Annotated in this window: 17 protein-coding genes; 3 read left to right on the plus strand and 14 right to left on the minus strand. The window is 70.3% G+C overall.

Annotated elements, in window-relative coordinates; all coding sequences use genetic code 11:
• Window positions 1-17 precede the first annotated feature (17 nt).
• On the minus strand, window positions 18-422 hold the full coding sequence (locus tag AB0D04_RS18330; RefSeq protein WP_362704085.1) for an ATP-binding protein: 405 nt from the start codon (window positions 420-422) through the stop codon (window positions 18-20).
• Window positions 423-534: 112 nt separating this feature from the next.
• Between AB0D04_RS18330 and AB0D04_RS18335 the strand changes: the two genes are divergently transcribed.
• Together AB0D04_RS18335 and AB0D04_RS18340 are read left to right on the plus strand one after the other, a co-directional pair.
• Window positions 535-1,356: a helix-turn-helix transcriptional regulator gene (locus tag AB0D04_RS18335; RefSeq protein WP_362704088.1), complete on the plus strand. Its 822-nt coding sequence runs from the start codon at window positions 535-537 to the stop codon at window positions 1,354-1,356.
• Window positions 1,353-1,679, plus strand: a complete 327-nt coding sequence (locus AB0D04_RS18340; RefSeq protein WP_362704090.1) for a DUF397 domain-containing protein — start codon at window positions 1,353-1,355, stop codon at window positions 1,677-1,679. The genes AB0D04_RS18335 and AB0D04_RS18340 overlap by 4 nt, the downstream gene beginning before the upstream one ends.
• Before the next feature lie 9 nt (window positions 1,680-1,688).
• On the opposite strand, the gene AB0D04_RS18345 is transcribed toward AB0D04_RS18340, so the two are convergent.
• Complete coding sequence (locus AB0D04_RS18345; protein WP_362704093.1) at window positions 1,689-2,612, minus strand: LLM class F420-dependent oxidoreductase; 924 nt, start codon at window positions 2,610-2,612, stop codon at window positions 1,689-1,691.
• Between the two features lie 306 nt (window positions 2,613-2,918).
• Here AB0D04_RS18345 and AB0D04_RS18350 point away from each other — a divergent pair, with 306 nt between their 5' ends.
• Entirely contained in the window at window positions 2,919-3,176 is a 258-nt protein-coding gene (locus AB0D04_RS18350; protein ID WP_362704094.1) for a hypothetical protein, read from the plus strand.
• A 99-nt stretch (window positions 3,177-3,275) separates the two neighbouring features.
• Here the strand turns inward: AB0D04_RS18350 and gatB are convergent, their stop codons facing one another.
• From gatB to gdhA, 12 genes are all read right to left on the minus strand, one after another.
• On the minus strand, window positions 3,276-4,784 hold the full coding sequence (gatB, locus tag AB0D04_RS18355; RefSeq protein WP_362704097.1) for an Asp-tRNA(Asn)/Glu-tRNA(Gln) amidotransferase subunit GatB: 1,509 nt from the start codon (window positions 4,782-4,784) through the stop codon (window positions 3,276-3,278).
• Between the two features lie 31 nt (window positions 4,785-4,815).
• Window positions 4,816-5,058 carry a hypothetical protein gene (locus AB0D04_RS18360; protein ID WP_362704099.1) on the minus strand — a complete coding sequence of 81 codons (243 nt, stop codon included), beginning with the start codon at window positions 5,056-5,058 and terminating at the stop codon, window positions 4,816-4,818.
• A complete protein-coding gene (gene gatA, locus AB0D04_RS18365) occupies window positions 5,055-6,557 on the minus strand; it encodes an Asp-tRNA(Asn)/Glu-tRNA(Gln) amidotransferase subunit GatA (protein WP_362704102.1) in 1,503 nt (500 codons plus the stop codon). The genes AB0D04_RS18360 and gatA overlap by 4 nt, the downstream gene beginning before the upstream one ends.
• Window positions 6,554-6,850, minus strand: coding sequence for an Asp-tRNA(Asn)/Glu-tRNA(Gln) amidotransferase subunit GatC (gene gatC / locus AB0D04_RS18370; RefSeq protein WP_006602950.1), 297 nt, complete (start codon window positions 6,848-6,850; stop codon window positions 6,554-6,556). The genes gatA and gatC overlap by 4 nt, the downstream gene beginning before the upstream one ends.
• Window positions 6,851-7,326: 476 nt before the next feature.
• Window positions 7,327-9,435 carry a bifunctional diguanylate cyclase/phosphodiesterase gene (locus AB0D04_RS18375; protein WP_362704104.1) on the minus strand — a complete coding sequence of 703 codons (2,109 nt, stop codon included), beginning with the start codon at window positions 9,433-9,435 and terminating at the stop codon, window positions 7,327-7,329.
• Between the two features lie 156 nt (window positions 9,436-9,591).
• A complete protein-coding gene (gene ligA, locus AB0D04_RS18380) occupies window positions 9,592-11,808 on the minus strand; it encodes an NAD-dependent DNA ligase LigA (protein ID WP_362704106.1) in 2,217 nt (738 codons plus the stop codon).
• 31 nt (window positions 11,809-11,839) lie between these two features.
• Window positions 11,840-12,853 carry a methionine synthase gene (locus tag AB0D04_RS18385; protein ID WP_362704108.1) on the minus strand — a complete coding sequence of 338 codons (1,014 nt, stop codon included), beginning with the start codon at window positions 12,851-12,853 and terminating at the stop codon, window positions 11,840-11,842.
• A gap of 189 nt (window positions 12,854-13,042) precedes the next feature.
• Window positions 13,043-14,455 carry an MFS transporter gene (locus tag AB0D04_RS18390; protein ID WP_362704110.1) on the minus strand — a complete coding sequence of 471 codons (1,413 nt, stop codon included), beginning with the start codon at window positions 14,453-14,455 and terminating at the stop codon, window positions 13,043-13,045.
• Between the two features lie 120 nt (window positions 14,456-14,575).
• Window positions 14,576-15,016, minus strand: a complete 441-nt coding sequence (locus AB0D04_RS18395) for a MarR family transcriptional regulator (protein WP_362704112.1) — start codon at window positions 15,014-15,016, stop codon at window positions 14,576-14,578.
• Between the two features lie 89 nt (window positions 15,017-15,105).
• Window positions 15,106-15,795, minus strand: coding sequence for an SDR family oxidoreductase (locus tag AB0D04_RS18400; protein ID WP_362704114.1), 690 nt, complete (start codon window positions 15,793-15,795; stop codon window positions 15,106-15,108).
• Window positions 15,796-15,843: 48 nt separating this feature from the next.
• A complete protein-coding gene (locus AB0D04_RS18405) occupies window positions 15,844-16,386 on the minus strand; it encodes a TIGR00730 family Rossman fold protein (protein WP_362704116.1) in 543 nt (180 codons plus the stop codon).
• 119 nt (window positions 16,387-16,505) lie between these two features.
• On the minus strand, window positions 16,506-17,882 hold the full coding sequence (gene gdhA, locus AB0D04_RS18410; RefSeq protein WP_362704119.1) for an NADP-specific glutamate dehydrogenase: 1,377 nt from the start codon (window positions 17,880-17,882) through the stop codon (window positions 16,506-16,508).
• Window positions 17,883-18,477: the final 595 nt, after the last annotated feature.

Consider the following 18,477-nt stretch of genomic DNA (forward strand, 5'->3'; position numbering starts at 1 on the left):
TATCGCCATCTACCGGGCTACCACTCACACCACACGATCTTCCCCGGCCCGCGCTCCTCGACTCCCCACTTGTCCGCGAGCATGGACACCAGCCACAACCCCCGACCGGACTCCCCCTCGGTCACACCGTCCCACTCCGGCATCCGCGGCTCCCCGTCACCGCTGTCGTGCACCTCGACGCGCAGCACCCCGTCCTCCGCCCCGAGCGCCAGCCACAGCCGGTAGCCGCGCCCGGGCGGGACGCCGTGCAGCAGGGCGTTGGTGGCCAGTTCGCTCACACAGAGCACGACGTCTTCCACCCGGCGCCGGACGCCCCAGCCAACGAGTGCATTACGGGCGAACTCCCTGGCCAGCCGCACGGATCGGCGGTCGCGGCGGTAGTACGCGGTGCGGATCCGGACGGCCTGAATCTCCTTTTGCATGACGCCACTGTCACAGTGCGTCACTAGACTGAGCCACAGCGTGAAGTCGTACAGATTCGTTGTACGACTCCGTGCCGCATCAGTCAGTCACAACGGGGGGAAGGCAACGCGCATGCACCCGGTGAGCAAACGGAAGCGGATCACGTCCTGGCACGTGATCGGAGCCCAGCTGAGTCACTTCCGGAAGGCAGCCCGGTTGACACAACCGGCGCTGGCCGAGGCGGTGGGGCTGCACGAGGACACCATCGGCTCGATCGAGCAGGGGCGCAGAGCGCTGAAGATCGATCTGGCCGAGACGCTCGATGAACTCCTCGACACCAAGGGCGCGTTGGCGGTCGCGGTGTCGAACGTCCCGGAGCGGGAGAAGCTGCCTGCGTTCGTACAAGATCTGCTGGAGCACGAGGACGAGGCGCTGACGCTGCTCTCGTATCAGAACTCGGTGATCCCTGGGCTGCTCCAGACCGGGGAATACGCCCGAGCGCTCTTCTCCTGCCTATACCCGCCGATCAGTGAAGAGTTGGCGGAGGAGCGGCTCTCAGCTCGTCTCAACCGCCAGAAGGTCTTCGAACGCGAGCCCACGCCTCCGATGATGAACTTCGTCCTGGAGGAGGTGATGCTGCATCGCCCCGTTGGCGGCCCCGAGGTAATGCGCGAGCAGATCCGATACTTGCGGAGGTGCGCCGAACTACCCTTTCTCGGGCTGCAGATCATGCCGACGGAACGCACCCATGCTGGTCTCGCTGGGCCGATGATTGTGCTGGAAACACCGGAACACGATCACGTCGCCTACATCGAGACACAGCGCGTCAGCTTCCTGGTCGATGACCCAGATGAGGTCAGTGTGTACCAACAGAAGTATGGGATGCTGCGGTCGCAGGCCCTCACCCCCGACGAAAGCATGGGTCTGCTGGACGATCTGCTAGGAGAGTCATGACCAACGCAGCAGCCCTGCACACCGTCGCCGACGCCCTCGCTTGGTTCAAGTCCAGCTACAGCAGCGACGAAGGCGGCGACTGCATCGAGGTCGCCTACGACTGGCGCAAGTCCAGCTACAGCAGCGACCAGGGCGGCGCCTGCCTGGAGGTTGCCTACGACTGGCGCAAGTCCAGCTACAGCGGCAGCGAAGGCGGCGACTGCATCGAGGTCGCCGCCTCCCCCCAGGCCATCCACGTCCGCGACTCCAAGACCCCCGGCGGCCCGGCGCTCAGCGTCAGGGCTGCCGCCTGGGCCGCCTTCGTCGCGGACGTGGTGGGCTGAGGGCGACCCTCAGAGTTCGGTCAACGCCGGTGCCAGCTCCCGGAGTTGGTCCAGGCCCAGGCCGCGGTCCGCGGCCACCGGCTGGATGGCCACATGGTCGGCGCCCGCGTCGTGGTGTTCCTGTACACGCCGCCGGATCGCGTCCGCGTCGCCCCAGGCCACGATCGCATCGACCAGCCGGTCGCTGCCGCCGCCGGTGAAGTCGTCGTCCTCGAAGCCGAGTCGGCGCAGGCTGTTCACGTAGTTCGGCAGGGCGAGATAGAAGCCGAGGTGGTGCTCCCGGGCCAGCGCACGGGCGGTCGTCGGGTCGGGCTCCAGCAGTACGGCCTGTTCGGGGGCGAGCAGCGGCCCCTCGCCGAGGACCTCGCGGGCCTTGGCCGTGTGCGCCGGGGTCACGAAGTACGGGTGCACGCCCGCGGCCCGCTCGGCGGCCAGTTCCAGCATCTTGGGGCCGAGCGCCGCCAGGACCCGGGCGAACGGCCGCTCGCCCACGGGAGCGTCGTACGGGGCCGCGTCCATCGCGTCGAGATACCCCCGCATCGCGGCGAGCGGCTTTGCGTACGTATGGCCGCGTCCGTTCACCTGCGGGGCATGGCTGGCCCCGAGGCCGAGCAGGAAGCGGCCGTCGTACGCCTCGGCCAGGGTGTGCGCGGCGGCGTTCATGGCCGTGGCGTCCCGTACCCAGATGTTGGCGATACCGGTGGCGATGGTGATCCGCTCGGTGGCCGCCAGAAGCAGACCGGCGTGGCTGAATGCCTCTTTGGTCGCCTGGGCTTCTCCGAACCACAGGGCGCCGTAACCCAGTTGCTCGATCTCGGCCGCGGATTGGCGTGCCGTGACGGCCGAGACCCGGCCGAGCCCGCCGTGCCAGACTCCGACCCGGCCGATCCGTGCGATCTGCGCGGCGAGAGTGCTGCGCGCGTCCTGCTGCATGATCCCTACCCGATGTCCGTTGTGTACCGTTCACTGCTCAGCTTCAGACGAAGCGATCTTGTCGCCCCTCGCCTCAGCAGCGGACGGGACTCCGGTATTCCCCGGCCGGAAATCGATACTCGAACCACCTTTCCGCAGCGTATCCGGGCAATCGGCGCTCCCGCTGGACCGTCAGGCGATCAAAAGCGCAGGATGAGGGAGGCAACATGCGCATGACATGAACCCGGGGGGCTCTGCAAGGCGCAGCGTTCGGCCTCTCGGCGTGAAGCGCCCGACCCTCCTCAAAGAGAGGTACAGACGGAACACATGAGTCTCTACCGCAAGCGCGCCATGAGCAGCAGCGTCCTCATGCTCAGCATGATGACGCTCTTGATTCTCCTTGCGCTTGTCACCGGCATCATCAAAGGCCGCCCCGGACTGGGCCCCGTCATGATGCTCGCTCCGGTCGCGGTGGGTTGCACCGTCCTGGCGATCGTGGGATGGCGCAAGGACAGAGCGTTGCTGGCGTGCTCGGCGGCCATTGCCTTCCTGGTTGCCCTCGGCTGCCTCAGACTGCTGGGTTAAGGTCCAGGCCGCGCGCCGCCCGATAGACACAAACGGCCGCCCTCCCCGAGAAAATCCCTCGGAAAGGGCGGCCGTTCAGTGTGCGGGCGGAAAGGCCGTTCAGCCCTCCACGCCCAGCTTCTCCAGAATCAGTTCCCGCACCCGGGCCGCGTCCGCCTGCCCGCGCGTCGCCTTCATGACCGCGCCCACCAGGGCACCGGCCGCGGCGACCTTGCCACCGCGGATCTTGTCGGCGATGGCGGCGTTGGCGGCGATGGCCTCGTCGACGGCGGTGCCCAGGGCCCCCTCGTCCGAGACGACCTTCAGGCCGCGCTTCTCGACGACGGTGTCCGGGTCGCCCTCGCCCGCGAGCACGCCCTCGATGGTCTGGCGGGCCAGCTTGTCGTTGAGGGAGCCGTCGGCCACCAGGGCGGTGACCCGGGCGACCTGGGCGGGGGTGATGGCCAGGGCGGCCGGCTCCACGCCCTCCTCGTTGGCGCGGCGGGCCAGTTCGCCCATCCACCACTTGCGGGCCGCGGCGGAGTCCGCACCGGCCTCGACGGTGGCGGTGATCAGGTCGACCGCACCGGCGTTGAGGATGGACTGCATGTCGTGCTCGGAGATGCCCCACTCCTCGCGCAGCCGGTTACGGCGGACACGGGGAAGCTCGGGCAGGGTCCCGCGCAGCTCCTCGACCCACTCGCGGCTCGGCGCCACCGGCACCAGGTCCGGCTCGGGGAAGTAGCGGTAGTCCTCGGCCTCTTCCTTGATGCGGCCGGCCGTCGTGGAGCCGTCCTCCTCGTGGAAGTGACGGGTCTCCTGGACGATCGTGCCGCCCGAGGACAGCACCGCGGCGTGGCGCTGGATCTCGAAGCGGGCGGCGCGCTCCACGGACCGCAGCGAGTTGACGTTCTTGGTCTCCGAGCGGGTGCCGAACTTCTCCCTGCCCTTGGGGCGCAGCGAGAGGTTCACGTCGCAGCGCATCTGGCCCTGCTCCATACGGGCCTCGGAGACGCCGAGCGCCTTGATGAGCTCGCGCAGCTCGGCGACGTACGCCTTGGCGACCTCGGGGGCCCGCTCGCCCGCACCCTCGATGGGCTTGGTGACGATCTCGATGAGCGGGATGCCGGCGCGGTTGTAGTCCAGCAGGGAGTGCCGGGCGCCGTGGATGCGGCCGGTGGCACCGCCGACGTGCGTCGACTTGCCGGTGTCCTCCTCCATGTGGGCGCGCTCGATCTGCACCCGGAAGATCTCCCCGTCCTCCAGCTGTACGTCGAGGTAGCCGTCGAAGGCGATCGGCTCGTCGTACTGGGAGGTCTGGAAGTTCTTCGGCATGTCCGGATAGAAGTAGTTCTTCCGGGCGAAGCGGCACCACTCGGCGATGGAGCAGTTCAGGGCCAGGCCGATCTTGACGGCGGACTCGACGCCGATCGCGTTGACGACCGGCAGCGAGCCGGGCAGGCCCAGGCACGTGGGGCAGGTCTGCGAGTTGGCGTCGGCGCCCAGGGACGTGGAACACCCGCAGAACATCTTGGTCTTGGTGCCGAGTTCGACATGCACCTCGAGCCCCATGACGGGGTCGTAGGTGGCCAGCGCGTCCTCGTACGACACCAGGTCGGTGACAGTCACGGTGAAACTAACCTCTCAGGTCCGGCGCCGGTCAGTCCGCGAGGACGTCGTCGTCGCCCAGACGGCGCAGTTCGCGGATGAGCAGGGCGACGCCGGTGACGATGGCGGCGGCGGAGACGACGGCGTCGACCAGCTGGAGCGTGTCCTGCTCCGTCCGGGCCTTCTTCGCCTGCTTGACGACGCTCACCGCGCCGAACAGCGTGGTGCCGATGGACAGGTACGTACCGGGCTTGGACTTCTTGAAGCCCTTGGCCTTGGCAAGCTTTCCACTCACAGTGCAGGTGCCTCCTCGAGCAGCGGATGACCCCACTTGGCGGCGAACGCGGCCTCGACCGCGGCACCGACCTTGTAGAGCCGGTCGTCCTTCATGGCGGGGGCGACGATCTGGAGACCGACCGGCAGGCCGTCCTCCGGCGCCAGGCCGCAGGGCAGCGACATGGCCGCGTTGCCCGCAAGGTTGGCGGGGAGCGTGCACACATCGGCGAGGTACATCGCCATCGGGTCGTCGACGCGCTCGCCGATCGGGAAGGCGGTGGTCGGCGTCGTCGGGGAGACGATCACGTCGACCTGCTCGAAGGCCTTCTCGAAGTCGCGGGTGATCAGCGTCCGGACCTTCTGGGCGCTGCCGTAGTACGCGTCGTAGTAGCCGGAGCTGAGGGCGTACGTACCGAGCATGATGCGGCGCTTGACCTCGGGGCCGAAGCCGGCCTCACGGGTGAGGGCGGTGACGTCCTCGGCGGACTTCGTGCCGTCGTCGCCGACCCGCAGGCCGTAGCGCATGGCGTCGAAGCGGGCGAGGTTGGAGGAGCACTCGGACGGCGCGATCAGGTAGTACGCGGCCAGCGCCAGGTCGAAGGACGGGCAGTCCAGCTCGACGATCTCGGCGCCCAGCTCCTTCATCAGCGCGACCGACTCGTCGAAGCGCTGCAGCACACCGGACTGGTAGCCCTCGCCGCGGAACTGCTTGACGACGCCGACCCGCATGCCCGCGACGCTGCCGTTGCGCGCGGCCTCGACCACCGGCGGAACGGGCGCGTCGATGGAGGTGGAGTCGAGGGGGTCGTGGCCCGCGATCGCCTCGTGGAGCAGCGCGGTGTCCAGGACCGTACGGGCACAGGGGCCGCCCTGGTCGAGGGAGGACGAGAACGCCACCATGCCGTACCGCGACACACCGCCGTAGGTGGGCTTGACGCCGACCGTGCCGGTGACGGCGGCGGGCTGGCGGATGGAGCCGCCGGTGTCCGTGCCGATGGCGAGCGGGGCCTGGAAGGAGGCGAGCGCGGCGGAGGAACCGCCGCCGGAGCCGCCGGGGATCTTGGTCAGGTCCCAGGGGTTGCCGGTCGGCCCGTAGGCGCTGTTCTCGGTGGAGGACCCCATGGCGAACTCGTCCATGTTGGTCTTGCCGAGGATGACGACGTCGGCGGCCTTGAGCCTCTTGGTCACGGTCGCGTCGTACGGCGGCAGCCAGCCCTCGAGGATCTTGGAGCCGACGGTGGTGGGAATGCCCTCCGTCGTGAAGATGTCCTTGAGCGCGAGCGGGACGCCGGCCAGCGGGCCGAGCTTCTCGCCGCGGGCCTTCTTCTCGTCCACGGCACGGGCCTGGGCGAGCGCGCCCTCGCGGTCGATGTGCAGGAAGGCGTGCACCTTCTCGTCGACGGCCTCGATGCGCGCCAGGTGGGCCTCGGTCACCTCGACGGCGGTGAGCTCGCCGGCGGCGATCTTCGCCGCGATCTCGGCGGCGGTGAGCTTGATCAGGTCTGCCATGTCGGTCACTCCTCCCCCAGGATCTGCGGCACCTTGAAACGCTGCTGCTCCTGGGCCGGGGCGCCGGAGAGCGCCTGCTCGGGGGTCAGCGACGGACGGACCTCGTCCGGCCGCATGACGTTGGTCAGGGGCAGCGGGTGGGAGGTCGGCGGTACGTCTTGGTCGGCGACCTCGGAGACGCGGGCGACCGCGCCGATGATGTCGTCGAGCTGTCCGGCGAAGTGGTCGAGCTCTTCTGCCTTCAGCTCCAGACGTGCCAGCCGGGCGAGGTGAGCGACCTCCTCGCGCGTGATGCCAGGCATGCAGCGATCCTCTGGTGTTCTGGGCGGAGTGTTCTGGGCGAAATGTTCCAGGTGAGGCGTTTCGAGTGGAGTGTTCTGGTGAATGCTCCGATGCTCCTGTGAACTTTTCCGGCCCAATCCTATGGCGTAGGGGAGAGCTGTCCGAAACGCATTCCGCGGAACGGTGCGGAATGCGCGGGGCGGGGCCGGTACGGGGGCCGGACGGGCCCGCTAGCCGTGCGGCGGGTCCTCGGCCTCCGGGCCGGTGGCGCCCGGCTCGGAGGAGCCGACGGACTCGGCCGCGTCGGCGGGCCCGTCGGAATCGTCGGACTCGCCGGACGGGTCCTGTGGTGGCGGATCCTGCGGTGGCTGGTCCTGCGGTGTCGGGGCCTGCGAGGGCTGGTCCTGCGGTGGCTGGTCCTGCGGTGTCGGGGCCTGCGAGGGCTGGTCCTGCGAGGTGTCTTCGGAGCGGGGACACGGGACGGCCGGTGGCCGGGTCAGTTCAGGACCTGTCCCGAAGGGCTCTTGGCTGCCTTCTCCGCCGCCAGGGCGGCCGTCTCCGATTCGCGGTGCCAGCCGTGCTCGCCGCGGGCCCTCAGCCAGGCCGTGGTCTCGTCCGGCGGCATCGCGGCCGCCACCAGCCAGCCCTGTACGGCGTCACAGCCCAGGTCCCGCAGCCGCTCCCAGGTCTCGTCGTCCTCGACGCCCTCGGCGACGACCAGGAGGCCGAGGGAGTGGGCGAGGTCGAGGGTGCAGCGGACGATCTCGGCATCCTCGTTGTCGACGGCCAGCCGGGCCACGAAGGAGCGGTCGATCTTGAGCTCGCTGACCGGGAGGCGCCGCAGATGGACGAGGGAGGAGTAACCGGTGCCGAAGTCGTCGAGGGACATCTTCACGCCGTGGGCGGTGAGGCCGGCGAGGGTGTCGGCGGCGCGCTGCGGGTCCTCCAGGAGGACGTGTTCGGTTATCTCCAGCTGGAGGGCGCCCGGTGGGACGCGGTGCCGGGCCAGGCGGGCGGCGACCGCGCCGGCGAAGCCGGGCGAGTGCACATCGCGCGGTGAGACATTGACCGCGACCGGCACCTCGAGGCCCATTGCGCGCCAGCGCGCCACCTGGGCGAGGGCGGTCTCCAGGACGTACTCCGTCAGCCGTGGCATGAGCCCGGAGGACTCGGCGATGGCGATGAATTCGTCCGGTGGGACTCTGCCACGGTCCGGGTGTACCCAGCGGACCAGTGCCTCCAGCCCGGCGACATGCCCGTCGAAGCCGACCTTGGGCTGGTAGTGCAGCTCGACGTCGCCGGCGTCCAGGGCGCGGCGCAGGTCGCCCAACAGGCCGAGCCGGTCGGGGGTGTTGCCGTCCCGCTTGGCCTCGTAGAGCTCCACGCCGCTGCGGTCCCGCTTGGCCTGGTACATCGCCACATCGGCGCGCCGCAACAGCCCTTCGGCGTCCAGGGCGTGGTCGGGGAAGACGGCGACCCCCGCACTGGCTTCCAGTACGAGGGTCAGACCGTCGAGGTCCAGCGGGGATCCCAGGGCCGCGACGAGGTGGCGCGCCACACGCTGGGAGCTGGTGAGGGAGTCGGTGGTGGGCAGCAGGACGGCGAACTCGTCGCCGCCGAGCCGGGCCGCCTCGGCACCGCGTGGCAGGGCGTGCCGCAGCCGGTCGGCGATCTGCAGGAGCAGGCGGTCGCCGGCGAGGTGGCCGAGGGTGTCGTTGACGGAACGGAAGCGGTCGAGGTCGATGAGGACGAGGGCGGAGCGGGCGCCGACCCGCTCGGCGTCGTCCAGCGCGGTCCAGGTGCGCTCCAGGAGCCACTGGCGGTTGGGCAGTCCGGTGAGCGGGTCGCGCAGCTGCTCCTCGGCACGGGCGCGGGCGATCCACAGGGTGGAGTCCAGTGCGATGAGCGGTACCGCGAACAGCGGCAGCAGCAGCGGCGCGTGGACGGCGCAGACGGCTATCAGCGGGGAGATGCCGAGCAGGGCGATGCCGACGAGGACCTGCCGCACCACGGCCGTTCGGGCGATGGTGGGCAGGCCGCCGGTGCGCGGCGCCAGGGTGAACCAGAGAAGGGCGCGGCTGACGAGGAGGTAGCCGCCGGCCGCGGTGAGGACCTCGGGGAGGACGCTCAGGTCCCAGGCCTGCGGTTCCCAGGGATGGCGGACGGTGGCGTCGATGCCGAACACGGCCAGGCCGAGCGCGGCGGCGCCGATGCCGAGGATGTCCACGGCACCGTGCAGCACGGCCTGTCGCCAGCGGTGTCTGCGGGCGGCGCCCACCAGGACGACGACCGCGAGGCTGATGAGGGTGGCGGGCACCCAGCCGTACAGGAGCAGTACGGCGAGGGCGAGGGCGGCGCCGGAACCCGTACCGCCCCACCAGCGGTCCCGGCCGAGGGCGACCAGGTGGCCGACGATGACGCCGGTGAGGATCGCCAGCGACCAGCCGAGGGGCCCCCCGGGGAACAGCGCATCACCGTCGCCGAGGGTGCGGATGACGCCCGTGGCGAGCGCGAGGCCCGCCACGACGAGGATGGCCGCGGGCAGCGCGGGCACGACGAACCGCTGGAGCCGCGACGCCGGAGCGGCGCTGTCGGTCGGTTTCATTCCGATCCCTCTCACAGCCGGCTGTGCCCGCGCCACGGCAGGCGCACACCTCAACAGTAGGCCGCCCAGGGCCACTACGGGCAGCGATCGGCTGCGGTTGCCCGAATGCGACCTGGCATCCTTGGCGAATCTGGTATGCGCCAGTGGGGTGATTTCTCACTCCTCCTCAGGCGGAGTGACTGCTACCGCTCGTGCCGCCTCGGGACCCTGTTCCAGCAGCACCGCGAAGCCGTCATCGTCCAGTACAGGCACCTTCAGCTGCATGGCTTTGTCGTACTTCGAACCCGGGTTGTCACCCACCACTACGAAACCGGTCTTCTTCGAAACGGAACCGGTCACCTTCGCTCCGAGGGTTTGGAGGGCCTCTTTCGCGCCATCTCTGGTGTGTGACTGAAGTGTGCCCGTTACCACGACGGTGACGCCTTCCAGCGGACGTGGACCCTCTTCGCCCGTTTGCTCCTCCTCCATCCGGACGCCGGCGGCCCGCCAGCTCTCGATGATCTGCTGGTGCCATTCCTCGGCGAACCACTGCTTGAGCGAGGCGGCGATCGTCGCGCCGACGCCGTCGACGGCGGCCAGCTCCTCCTCGCTCGCGTCCCGGATCCGGTCGATGGAACGGAACTCCCGCGCCAGGGCCTCGGCCGCCACCGGGCCGACATGCCGGATCGACAGCCCCGTCAGGATCCGGGCCAGCGGGCGCTGCTTGGCCGCCTGGATGTTCTCCAGCATGGCCAGGGCGTTCTTCTTCGGCTCGCCCTTCTGGTTGGCGAAGAAGGTAACGATCTTTTCCTCGCCGGTCTTCGGGTCGCGCTTGGGCAGACCGGAATCGGGGTCGAGGACGTGGGACTTGATGGGCAGCAGCTGTTCGATGGAGAGGCCGAAGAGACCGCCCTCGTCCTGTAGCGGCGGCTCGGTGGGCTCCAGGGGCCGGCTGAGCGCGGTGGCCGCCACATAGCCGAAGTTCTCGATGTCCAGGCATTTGCGGCCGGCCAGATAGAACAGCCGCTCGCGGATCTGGGCGGGGCAGGCGCGGGCGTTGGGGCACCGCAGGTCGATATCGCCTTCCTTGGCGGGCTGCAGGGCCGTACCGCACTCGGGGCACTCGGCGGGCATCACGAACTCCCGCTCCGTGCCGTCCCGCAGGTCGACGACCGGGCCGAGGATCTCGGGGATGACATCGCCCGCCTTGCGCAGCACGACGGTGTCCCCGATGAGGACCCCCTTGGCCTTGACGACGTCCTGGTTGTGCAGGGTGGCGAACTCCACCTCGGAACCGGCGACGGTGATCGGCTCGACCACGGCGTACGGCGTGACCCGTCCCGTACGGCCGACGCCGACGCGGATGTCGACCAGTTTGGTGTTGACCTCCTCCGGCGGGTACTTCCAGGCGATCGCCCAGCGCGGTGCCCGGGACGTGGAGCCCAGCCGCCCCTGGAGAGGGATCTCGTCCAGCTTGACGACCACGCCGTCGATCTCGTGCTCCACGGCGGTGCGGCGGGTGACGGGGTCGCCGTAGTGGGCGATGAAGTCGCGCACCGCCTCCAGGGAGTCGACGACCGTGTTGTGTGCGGCGGTCGGCAGGCCCCACTCCCGCAGCAGGTCGTAGGCCTGCGACTGGCGGTCGATGGCGAAGCCCTGACGGGCACCGGTGCCGTGGACGACCATGTGCAGCGGGCGGCTCGCCGTGACCTTGGGGTCCTTCTGGCGCAGCGAACCGGCCGCGGCGTTACGGGGGTTGGCGAACGGCGGCTTGCCGTCGGCGACCAGGCGTGCGTTGAGCTCGAGGAACTTCTCCATCGGGAAGTAGACCTCCCCGCGCACCTCGACCAGCTCGGGGACCCGGTCGCCCTTCAGGCGGTGCGGGATCTCGGCGATCGTGCGGACGTTGGGGGTGATGTCCTCGCCCGTACGGCCGTCGCCGCGGGTCGCGGCGCGGGTCAGCCGGCCGTGCTCGTAAGTGAGGTTGACGGCGAGGCCGTCGACCTTCAGCTCGCACAGGAAGTGGTACCCGGCGCTCTTGGGATCGCCGCCCAGCTCGCCGGCGATCCGCTCGGCCCAGGCCGCCAACTCGTCGTTGTCGAAGGCGTTGTCGAGGGAGAGCATCCGCTCGCGGTGCTCGACCTCGGTGAATTCCGTGGCGTACGGGCCGGCCACCTTCTGCGTCGGCGAATCCGGGGTGCGCAGCTGCGGATACTCGTCCTCCAGGGCCTCCAGGGAGCGCAGCAGCTTGTCGAACTCCGCGTCGCTGACGACCGGGGCGTCCTTCACGTAGTACCGGAAGCGATGGTCCTCGATCTGCTCAGCGAGCTGCGCGTGCTTCTCCCGCGCCGCTGCGGGCACATCGGATACCGCTGCGTGCTGTTCGCCAGCCACCGTCTTGTCCTCCCGTTGTCCTTGAGTGCCGTCACTCAGGGTTGTCTGCGAGTGATCTCGCCGCCCGGACGCAGTGGGCGAGGGCCGAGCGGGCATAAGCGGGCGAAGCGCTCGCGAGCCCGCACGACGGGGTGACGACCACGGACCCGGCGAGAATCCCTGGTGTCAGCCCCAGCCTGCGCCACAGCGTTCTGACACCCATGACGCTACCGGCAGGGTCTGACAATCGGCCGTCCACGCCCGGCACCACGCCCGCGAACAGCGCCGTACCGCCCTCGACGGCCTCCCCGATCGCCTCCTCCTCACGCTCGGTGAGCAGCGAGAAATCGAACGAGATGCCCGCGACGCCGGCCCGTCGCAGCAGGGCGAACGGCACATCGGGCGCACACGCGTGGACGACGACGGGCCCGCCCCCCGCGGCCCCGACAAGATCACGCAGTGCGCCCTCGACCACCGCCCGGTCCACGGCCCGGTGGGTGCGGTAGCCGCTGGCGGACTTCACCCGCCCCTGGAGCACCGCCGTCAGCGACGGCTCGTCCAGCTGCAGCACCACCTCGGCGCCGGGCACCCGCCGCCGTACATCGGCGAGATGCCCGCGCAGCCCCTCCGCCAGCGACGCCGCGAGATCGCGGCAGGCCCCGGCGTCACTGAGGGCGGCCTCGCCGTTGCGCAGCTCCAGGGAGGCGGCCAGCGTCCACGGGCCGACCGCCGAGACCTTCAGCGGACCCTCGTACCCCTGGGTGAACTCCTCCAGGGCATCCAGGTCTTCGCCGAGCCAGGCGCGGGCGCGGCGGGTGTCGCGCCCCGGCCGGTCGCTGATCCGCCAGCCGCTGGGCTCCACATGGCCGTAGACCTCGACGAGCATGCCGAGGGTCCGCCCGATCATGTCGGCGCCGGGCCCGCGGGCCGGGAGCTCGGGCAGATACGGGAAGGTCTCCAGCGATCCGGTGACGGTCCTGGCCGCCTCCCGCGCGTCACCGCCCGGCATCGACCCGATCCCGGTCGCCGCGCCCGCGGCCCACTTGTGCGTGCTGTTCGTACTCACCCAGAGAGGGTATGCGGCGGGCGAGGAGGGGCGCCCCGCCGCCGGGTGCCCCGGGCCGGCCACCTGGCGCCCGGCCCGGCCGCGCCCTGCGCCGGGCGCTGAGGCCCGGCCGCGTATGCCACTCGGCCCTGAGGCCCCGCCGCGTAGGCCACTCGGCCCTGAGGCCCGGCCGCGTACGCCGCTCGGCGCTCACGCCCGCCCGCGCACGCCCAGCCACCCCACGACCGCCGCGGCCGCCAGCGCCCCCGCCGCCAGCGCGAAGGCGAGCACCGCGCCCTGATGGCCACCGCCCGCCCCGGTGAGCACCGCGCCCATCCCGGCGATGCCGACCAGCGAGCCGATCTGCCGGTTGGCGTTCAGGGTCGCACTGCCGATGTCGGCGTGCTCGCGGCCCGCGGCCTCCATCAGGACGCCGGTCATCGCCGGGGAGCCGATCCCGCTGCCGATGTTGGTGGCGGCGAGGACCACCGCGAGCACCCAGTACGGCAGGCCGGGCGTCAGGATCAGGACGAGGACGGCATACCCCGCGGCGGAGGCCGCCAGAGAAGCGGTGAGGGCCGCCCGGTTGCCGATGCGCGGCCCGAAGCGTGCGTAGAGCATGTTGCCGAGCGGGATGATCAGGACGGCCGGCAGCATCTGCAGTCCGGCCGTGACCGGGCCTGCGCCGCGCGCGGTCTGGAGGAAGAGGCCGAGGACGAACAGTGCCCCGTAGAAGGCGAAGTTGAAGAGGAAGCCGATGACGTTGGCGGCGGCGAAACGGCCGTCCACGAAGAGGGAGGCCGGCAGGATCGGGGTCCGCGCGGCCCGTTCCCGTACGGCGAATCCGGCCGCGGCCAGCACCGCCACCGCGAACGCCCCGAGCACCCAGGCCGAGGTCCAGCCCTTGTCGGGCCCCTCGATGAGCCCGTAGGCGAGCGAGCCGAGCGTCAGCAGCCCCAGGACGTGTCCGCCGCCGCCCAGCGTGGAGCCGCGCGCCGGGACTGCCGCGATGACCCGCGGGGTCAGGAGCAGCGCGACGATGCCGATGGGGAGGTTGACCAGGAAGATGCTGCGCCAGCCGAGGGTGCCGACCAGGAGGCCGCCGAGGGACGGGGCGAGCCCGATGGACGTCGAGACGATCGCCGACCAGATGCCGAGGATCTTCGCCCGGCGGGCCGGCTCCGGGAAGACGTTCATCAGGAGGGACAGCGAGCTGGGCATGAAGAGCGCCGCACCCACCCCCTGGGCGAAGCGGGCCGCCACCAGGACGGTGCCGTTGGGGGCGACGGCGCCCAGCAGGGACGCGGCGGTGAACGCGGCGAGCCCGATGAGATAGATCCGGCGGGCCCCGTACCGCTTCGCCAGCGACCCGGCGAGCAGCAGCAGCGCCGCGAAGGCCAGCACATAGCCGTCGACGACCCAGGTCAGGCCGGACATGGTCAGCCCGAGCCGGGCGCGCAGGTCGTTCCCGGCGACATTCATGATGCCGGTGTCGAGGCTGGCCATGACGAATCCGAGCGCCAGGACGAGGAGTTGGAGTCCGCCACGGGTTTCGTTACGGGGTGGCTTGGAGGGGCGCGCCCCGGTCTCGGTCCCCCGTGGCTCCGCTGTCTGAGTGATCATGGATTTAGTTAAAGCTGTAGCTATCTGCGCACGCAATAATTACAGCTATAACTTTACTGAACGCATACAAAAGAGGCCCCGGGGGCACTCCCCCAGGGCCTCGGCCCACTCGGTGAACGGCTACTCGCCCCGCCCCAGCGCCTTCAGCAGGTCATCGCGCAACGCGGCCCGCTCCTCGTGCGACAGATGCTCCAGTGGCGATTCCGTCCCCATCCGCCGCAGCAGATCCAGCCGCAACTCCCGCCCCGCCTCGGTCAGTTCGAGCTGCTTGGCCCGCCCGTCCAGCGGGTGCGGCCGGCGCACCACCATGCCCTGTTTCTCCAGCTTGGAGATGACGTAGGTGACATTCGGCGGCTCACAGCACAGCACCCCGGCCAGCTCCCGTGCGGTCTTCGGCTCACCGAGCTCCTCCAGCGCCTTCGCCTGCGTCGGCGTCAGATCGAGCTCGGCGATCCGGCTGCGCTGATGGGCGTCCATCCGGCGGCCCAGTTCCGTGACGAGCCCCCGGATCTCCCGGAACCCGCACCCCGCCGCCGCGGTCGCCTTCGCTTCTCTGGTCACCCATGCAGCGTACGTCGCCCCGGGGGAAACCGGCCGGGGCCGGGCTCCGGGGCCGGCGGCCGGTACCAGGGCCGGCGGCCGGTACCGGCCTAGCGCCCCGGCCGCACCGACACATCATTGATCTCCGCATCCCGCGGCAGATCGATGGCGGTGAGGATGGTCGTCGCGACCGACTCCGGGTCGATCCACCGGGACGCGTCGTAGTCCTTGCCCTCCTGCCGGTGGACGCTGTCCTGCATGGGCGTCGCCGTACGGCCCGGATAGACCGATGTCACCCGCACACCGTTGCCGTGCTCCTCCGCGCGCAGCGAGTCGGCCAGCGCCTTGAGGCCGTGCTTGCTCGCGGCGTACCCGCCCCACTGGGCGTGCGCGTTGAGCCCCGCGCCGGAGTTGACGAAGACGACATGGCCCTGGGCGACCCGCACCAGCGGCAGCAGCAGCCGGGTGATCTCGGCGGGCGCGACCAGGTTGACGGCGAGCTGGCGCTGCCAGGCCTTGGCGGGCAGATCGCCGACCGCGCCCAGCTCCACGACGCCCGCGATGTGCTGGAGGGAGTCGATACGGTCCGGCACCGGCTGGTGGCCGAAGGCCCAGGAGAGCTTCTCGGGGTGGGCGAGGTCACCGACGAGCGTGCGGGCACCGGGGAACTGCCCAGCCAGCTCCTTGGCCCGTACGGCGTCCCGCGCCAGCAGCCACAGGTCCTCCCCGCGCTCCGCGAGCCGCCGTGCGACCGCCGCTCCGATGCCCGACCCTGCGCCCGTGATCAAGTGCGTACCCATGGCATCGATCCTAACGAGGCGCGCGGGCGGCGGGGCCGGTCGGCGGACTCAGCCCTGGACGCCCGCCTTCTCCTCCAGGTAGGCCAGCGCACCCACGCCGTCCTCCGCGAAGAAGACCAGGTCGGTGAGCGGGAGCGGCAGGAAGCCCTCCGACTCCATCCGCAGGAACTGCTCCTTCAACCCGTCGTAGAAACCAGCGGTGTTCAGCAGCACCACCGGCTTGGTGTGCAGGCCGTGCTTGCGCAGCTCAAGGATCTCGGTGGCCTCGTCCAGCGTGCCCGTACCGCCGACCATGATGACAACGGCGTCGGCCCGCGCCAGCAGCTGTGCCTTGCGCTCGGCGAGGTCCTTGGTGACGACCATCTCGTCCGCGCCCTCGTACGCCTTGTGCGCCAGGAACTCCACCGAGACCCCGATCAGCCGGCCGCCGCCCTCGCGTACCCCGTCGGCCATCACCTTCATCAGCCCGGTGTCCGAACCGCCCCAGACCAGCGCATGGCCCCCCTTGCCGATCAGCTCGGCAAACTGGCGGGCGGGGGTGACATAGCGGTCGTCGAGGTCGGCAGCGGAGCAGAAGACGCAGATGTTCATACGGTCACGATACGGATCGGCCGGCGGGGCGGAGCCTGCGCGCCGGCCACCGGCTCCGGCCACCGGCTTCGATCACCGGCTCCCGGCCACCGGGCCGGGGGCCCGGTGGCCCTCCCCCTCTAGATCAGGCCCTGATCCAGCATCGCGTCCGCGACCCGCTCGAACCCGGCGATGTTCGCGCCCGCGACATAGTCACCGGGCAGCCCGAACCGTTCGGCCGTCTCGTAACAGGTGTCGTGGATCCCGCGCATGATGGCCGCGAGCTCCCCTTCCGTCCGCTCGAATGCCCAGGTCTCGCGCGCCGAGTTCTGCCGCATCTCCAGTGCGCTGGTGGCCACTCCGCCCGCGTTGGCGGCCTTGCCCGGGCCGAAGGCCACACCGGCCTCCTTCAGGAGGGTCACCGCCTCCGGGGTGGTCGGCATGTTCGCGCCCTCGGAGACGGCCTTGACGCCGTTACGGATCAGGATCCGGGCGGCGTCCGCGTCCAGCTCGTTCTGGGTGGCCGATGGCAGCGCCACATCGCAGGCGACGTCCCACACCCGTCCGCCGGGCACGTACGTGGCCGACACCCCGCGCCGCTCGGCGTACGCGCTGATGCGCCCGCGCTCGACCTCCTTGATCTGCTTGAGCAGCTCCAGGTCGATGCCCTTCTCGTCGACGACGTAGCCACCCGAGTCCGAGCAGGTCAGCACGTTCGCACCGAGCGCCTGCGCCTTCTCGATGGTGTAGATCGCGACATTGCCGGACCCGGAGACCACGACCTGCTGCCCGTCGAGCTCCTCGCCGCGCCGCTTGAGCATCTCCTCGGTGAACAGCACATTGCCGTAGCCGGTGGCCTGCGTGCGGCCCTTGGAGCCGCCCCACTCCAGGCCCTTGCCGGTCAGCACGCCGGCCTCCCAGCGGTTGGTGATCCGCCGGTACTGGCCGAAGAGATAGCCGATCTCGCGGCCACCGACGCCGATGTCACCGGCCGGGACGTCCGTGTGCTCGCCGAGATGGCGGTGCAGCTCCGTCATGAACGACTGGCAGAACCGCATCACTTCGGCGTCCGACCTGCCGTGCGGATCGAAGTCGCTGCCGCCCTTGCCGCCGCCGATGTTCAGGCCGGTGAGGGAGTTCTTGAAGATCTGCTCGAAGCCGAGGAACTTCACGATGCCCAGATTCACGGACGCATGGAATCGCAGGCCGCCCTTGTACGGGCCGAGCGCGCTGTTGAATTCCACCCGGAAGCCACGGTTGACGTGAATTACCCCGGAATCGTCCTGCCAGGGCACCCGGAACATGATCTGCCGCTCCGGCTCACAGAGCCGCTCCAGCACTCTGGCCTCGACGAACTCGGGACGGGCCGCCAGCACGGGAGCCAGCGTCTCCAGCACCTCCAGGGCGGCCTGGTGGAACTCCGGCTCCCCGGGATTCCGCCGCACCAGCCCGGCGTGCAGTGAGGCTGGTACGGCCGTATGGATGCCGGGCTTGACCTCAGTTTGAACACTCGACATGACTTGCGTTCCCTTCGTGGCCGAACGAGAAGCTGCCGGCGGTCCGGCCCGTGACAGGCCCACGTCGCAGCGACCGCAGACACCCCGTCGCTCAGCCGACCCTACTTGCCGACTCTGGCCGATCTACCACACCACCCGGTGTGGTCTTCCTCTCGAGGTTCGTCAACCGTCAGCAACTCTCCGGACCCCTCCCCAGCTCTCTGGTAAGGGGAACCCCGCACGGCGGCGATCGGTTGCATAAATCCGTGGACGGGGCCCCTCGCCCTCATTACCGTGCACCCATGTCCAGCCCCGAGGCATCCAGACGCTAGCCACCGATCGTCCGGTGGCCTGTCTCCTTGCGCTGTCGCACCGAAGCCCGAAGCTCCGTGCCCTTTTCCCATGAGGCCGTGAGCGCTGTCGGCCGCGCCCCCGCCACCGGATCCCCGATCACGTCACCGATCACGTCACCGATCGGATCCCCCGTCGCATCCCCCTAGCCCCCATCACGCGGCCACCAGGTCTTTCCGTCCACCGGCCACCTGACCTCCGTGATGGCGAGGCCTTGGGGTCGGAGTCTCGGAGTCCTGGAGTCTGCTGTGCCCTTCGCCCGCGC

Origin of the sequence: Streptomyces sp. NPDC048483 (assembly GCF_040651455.1) — a bacterium.
GTDB lineage: Bacteria > Actinomycetota > Actinomycetes > Streptomycetales > Streptomycetaceae > Streptomyces.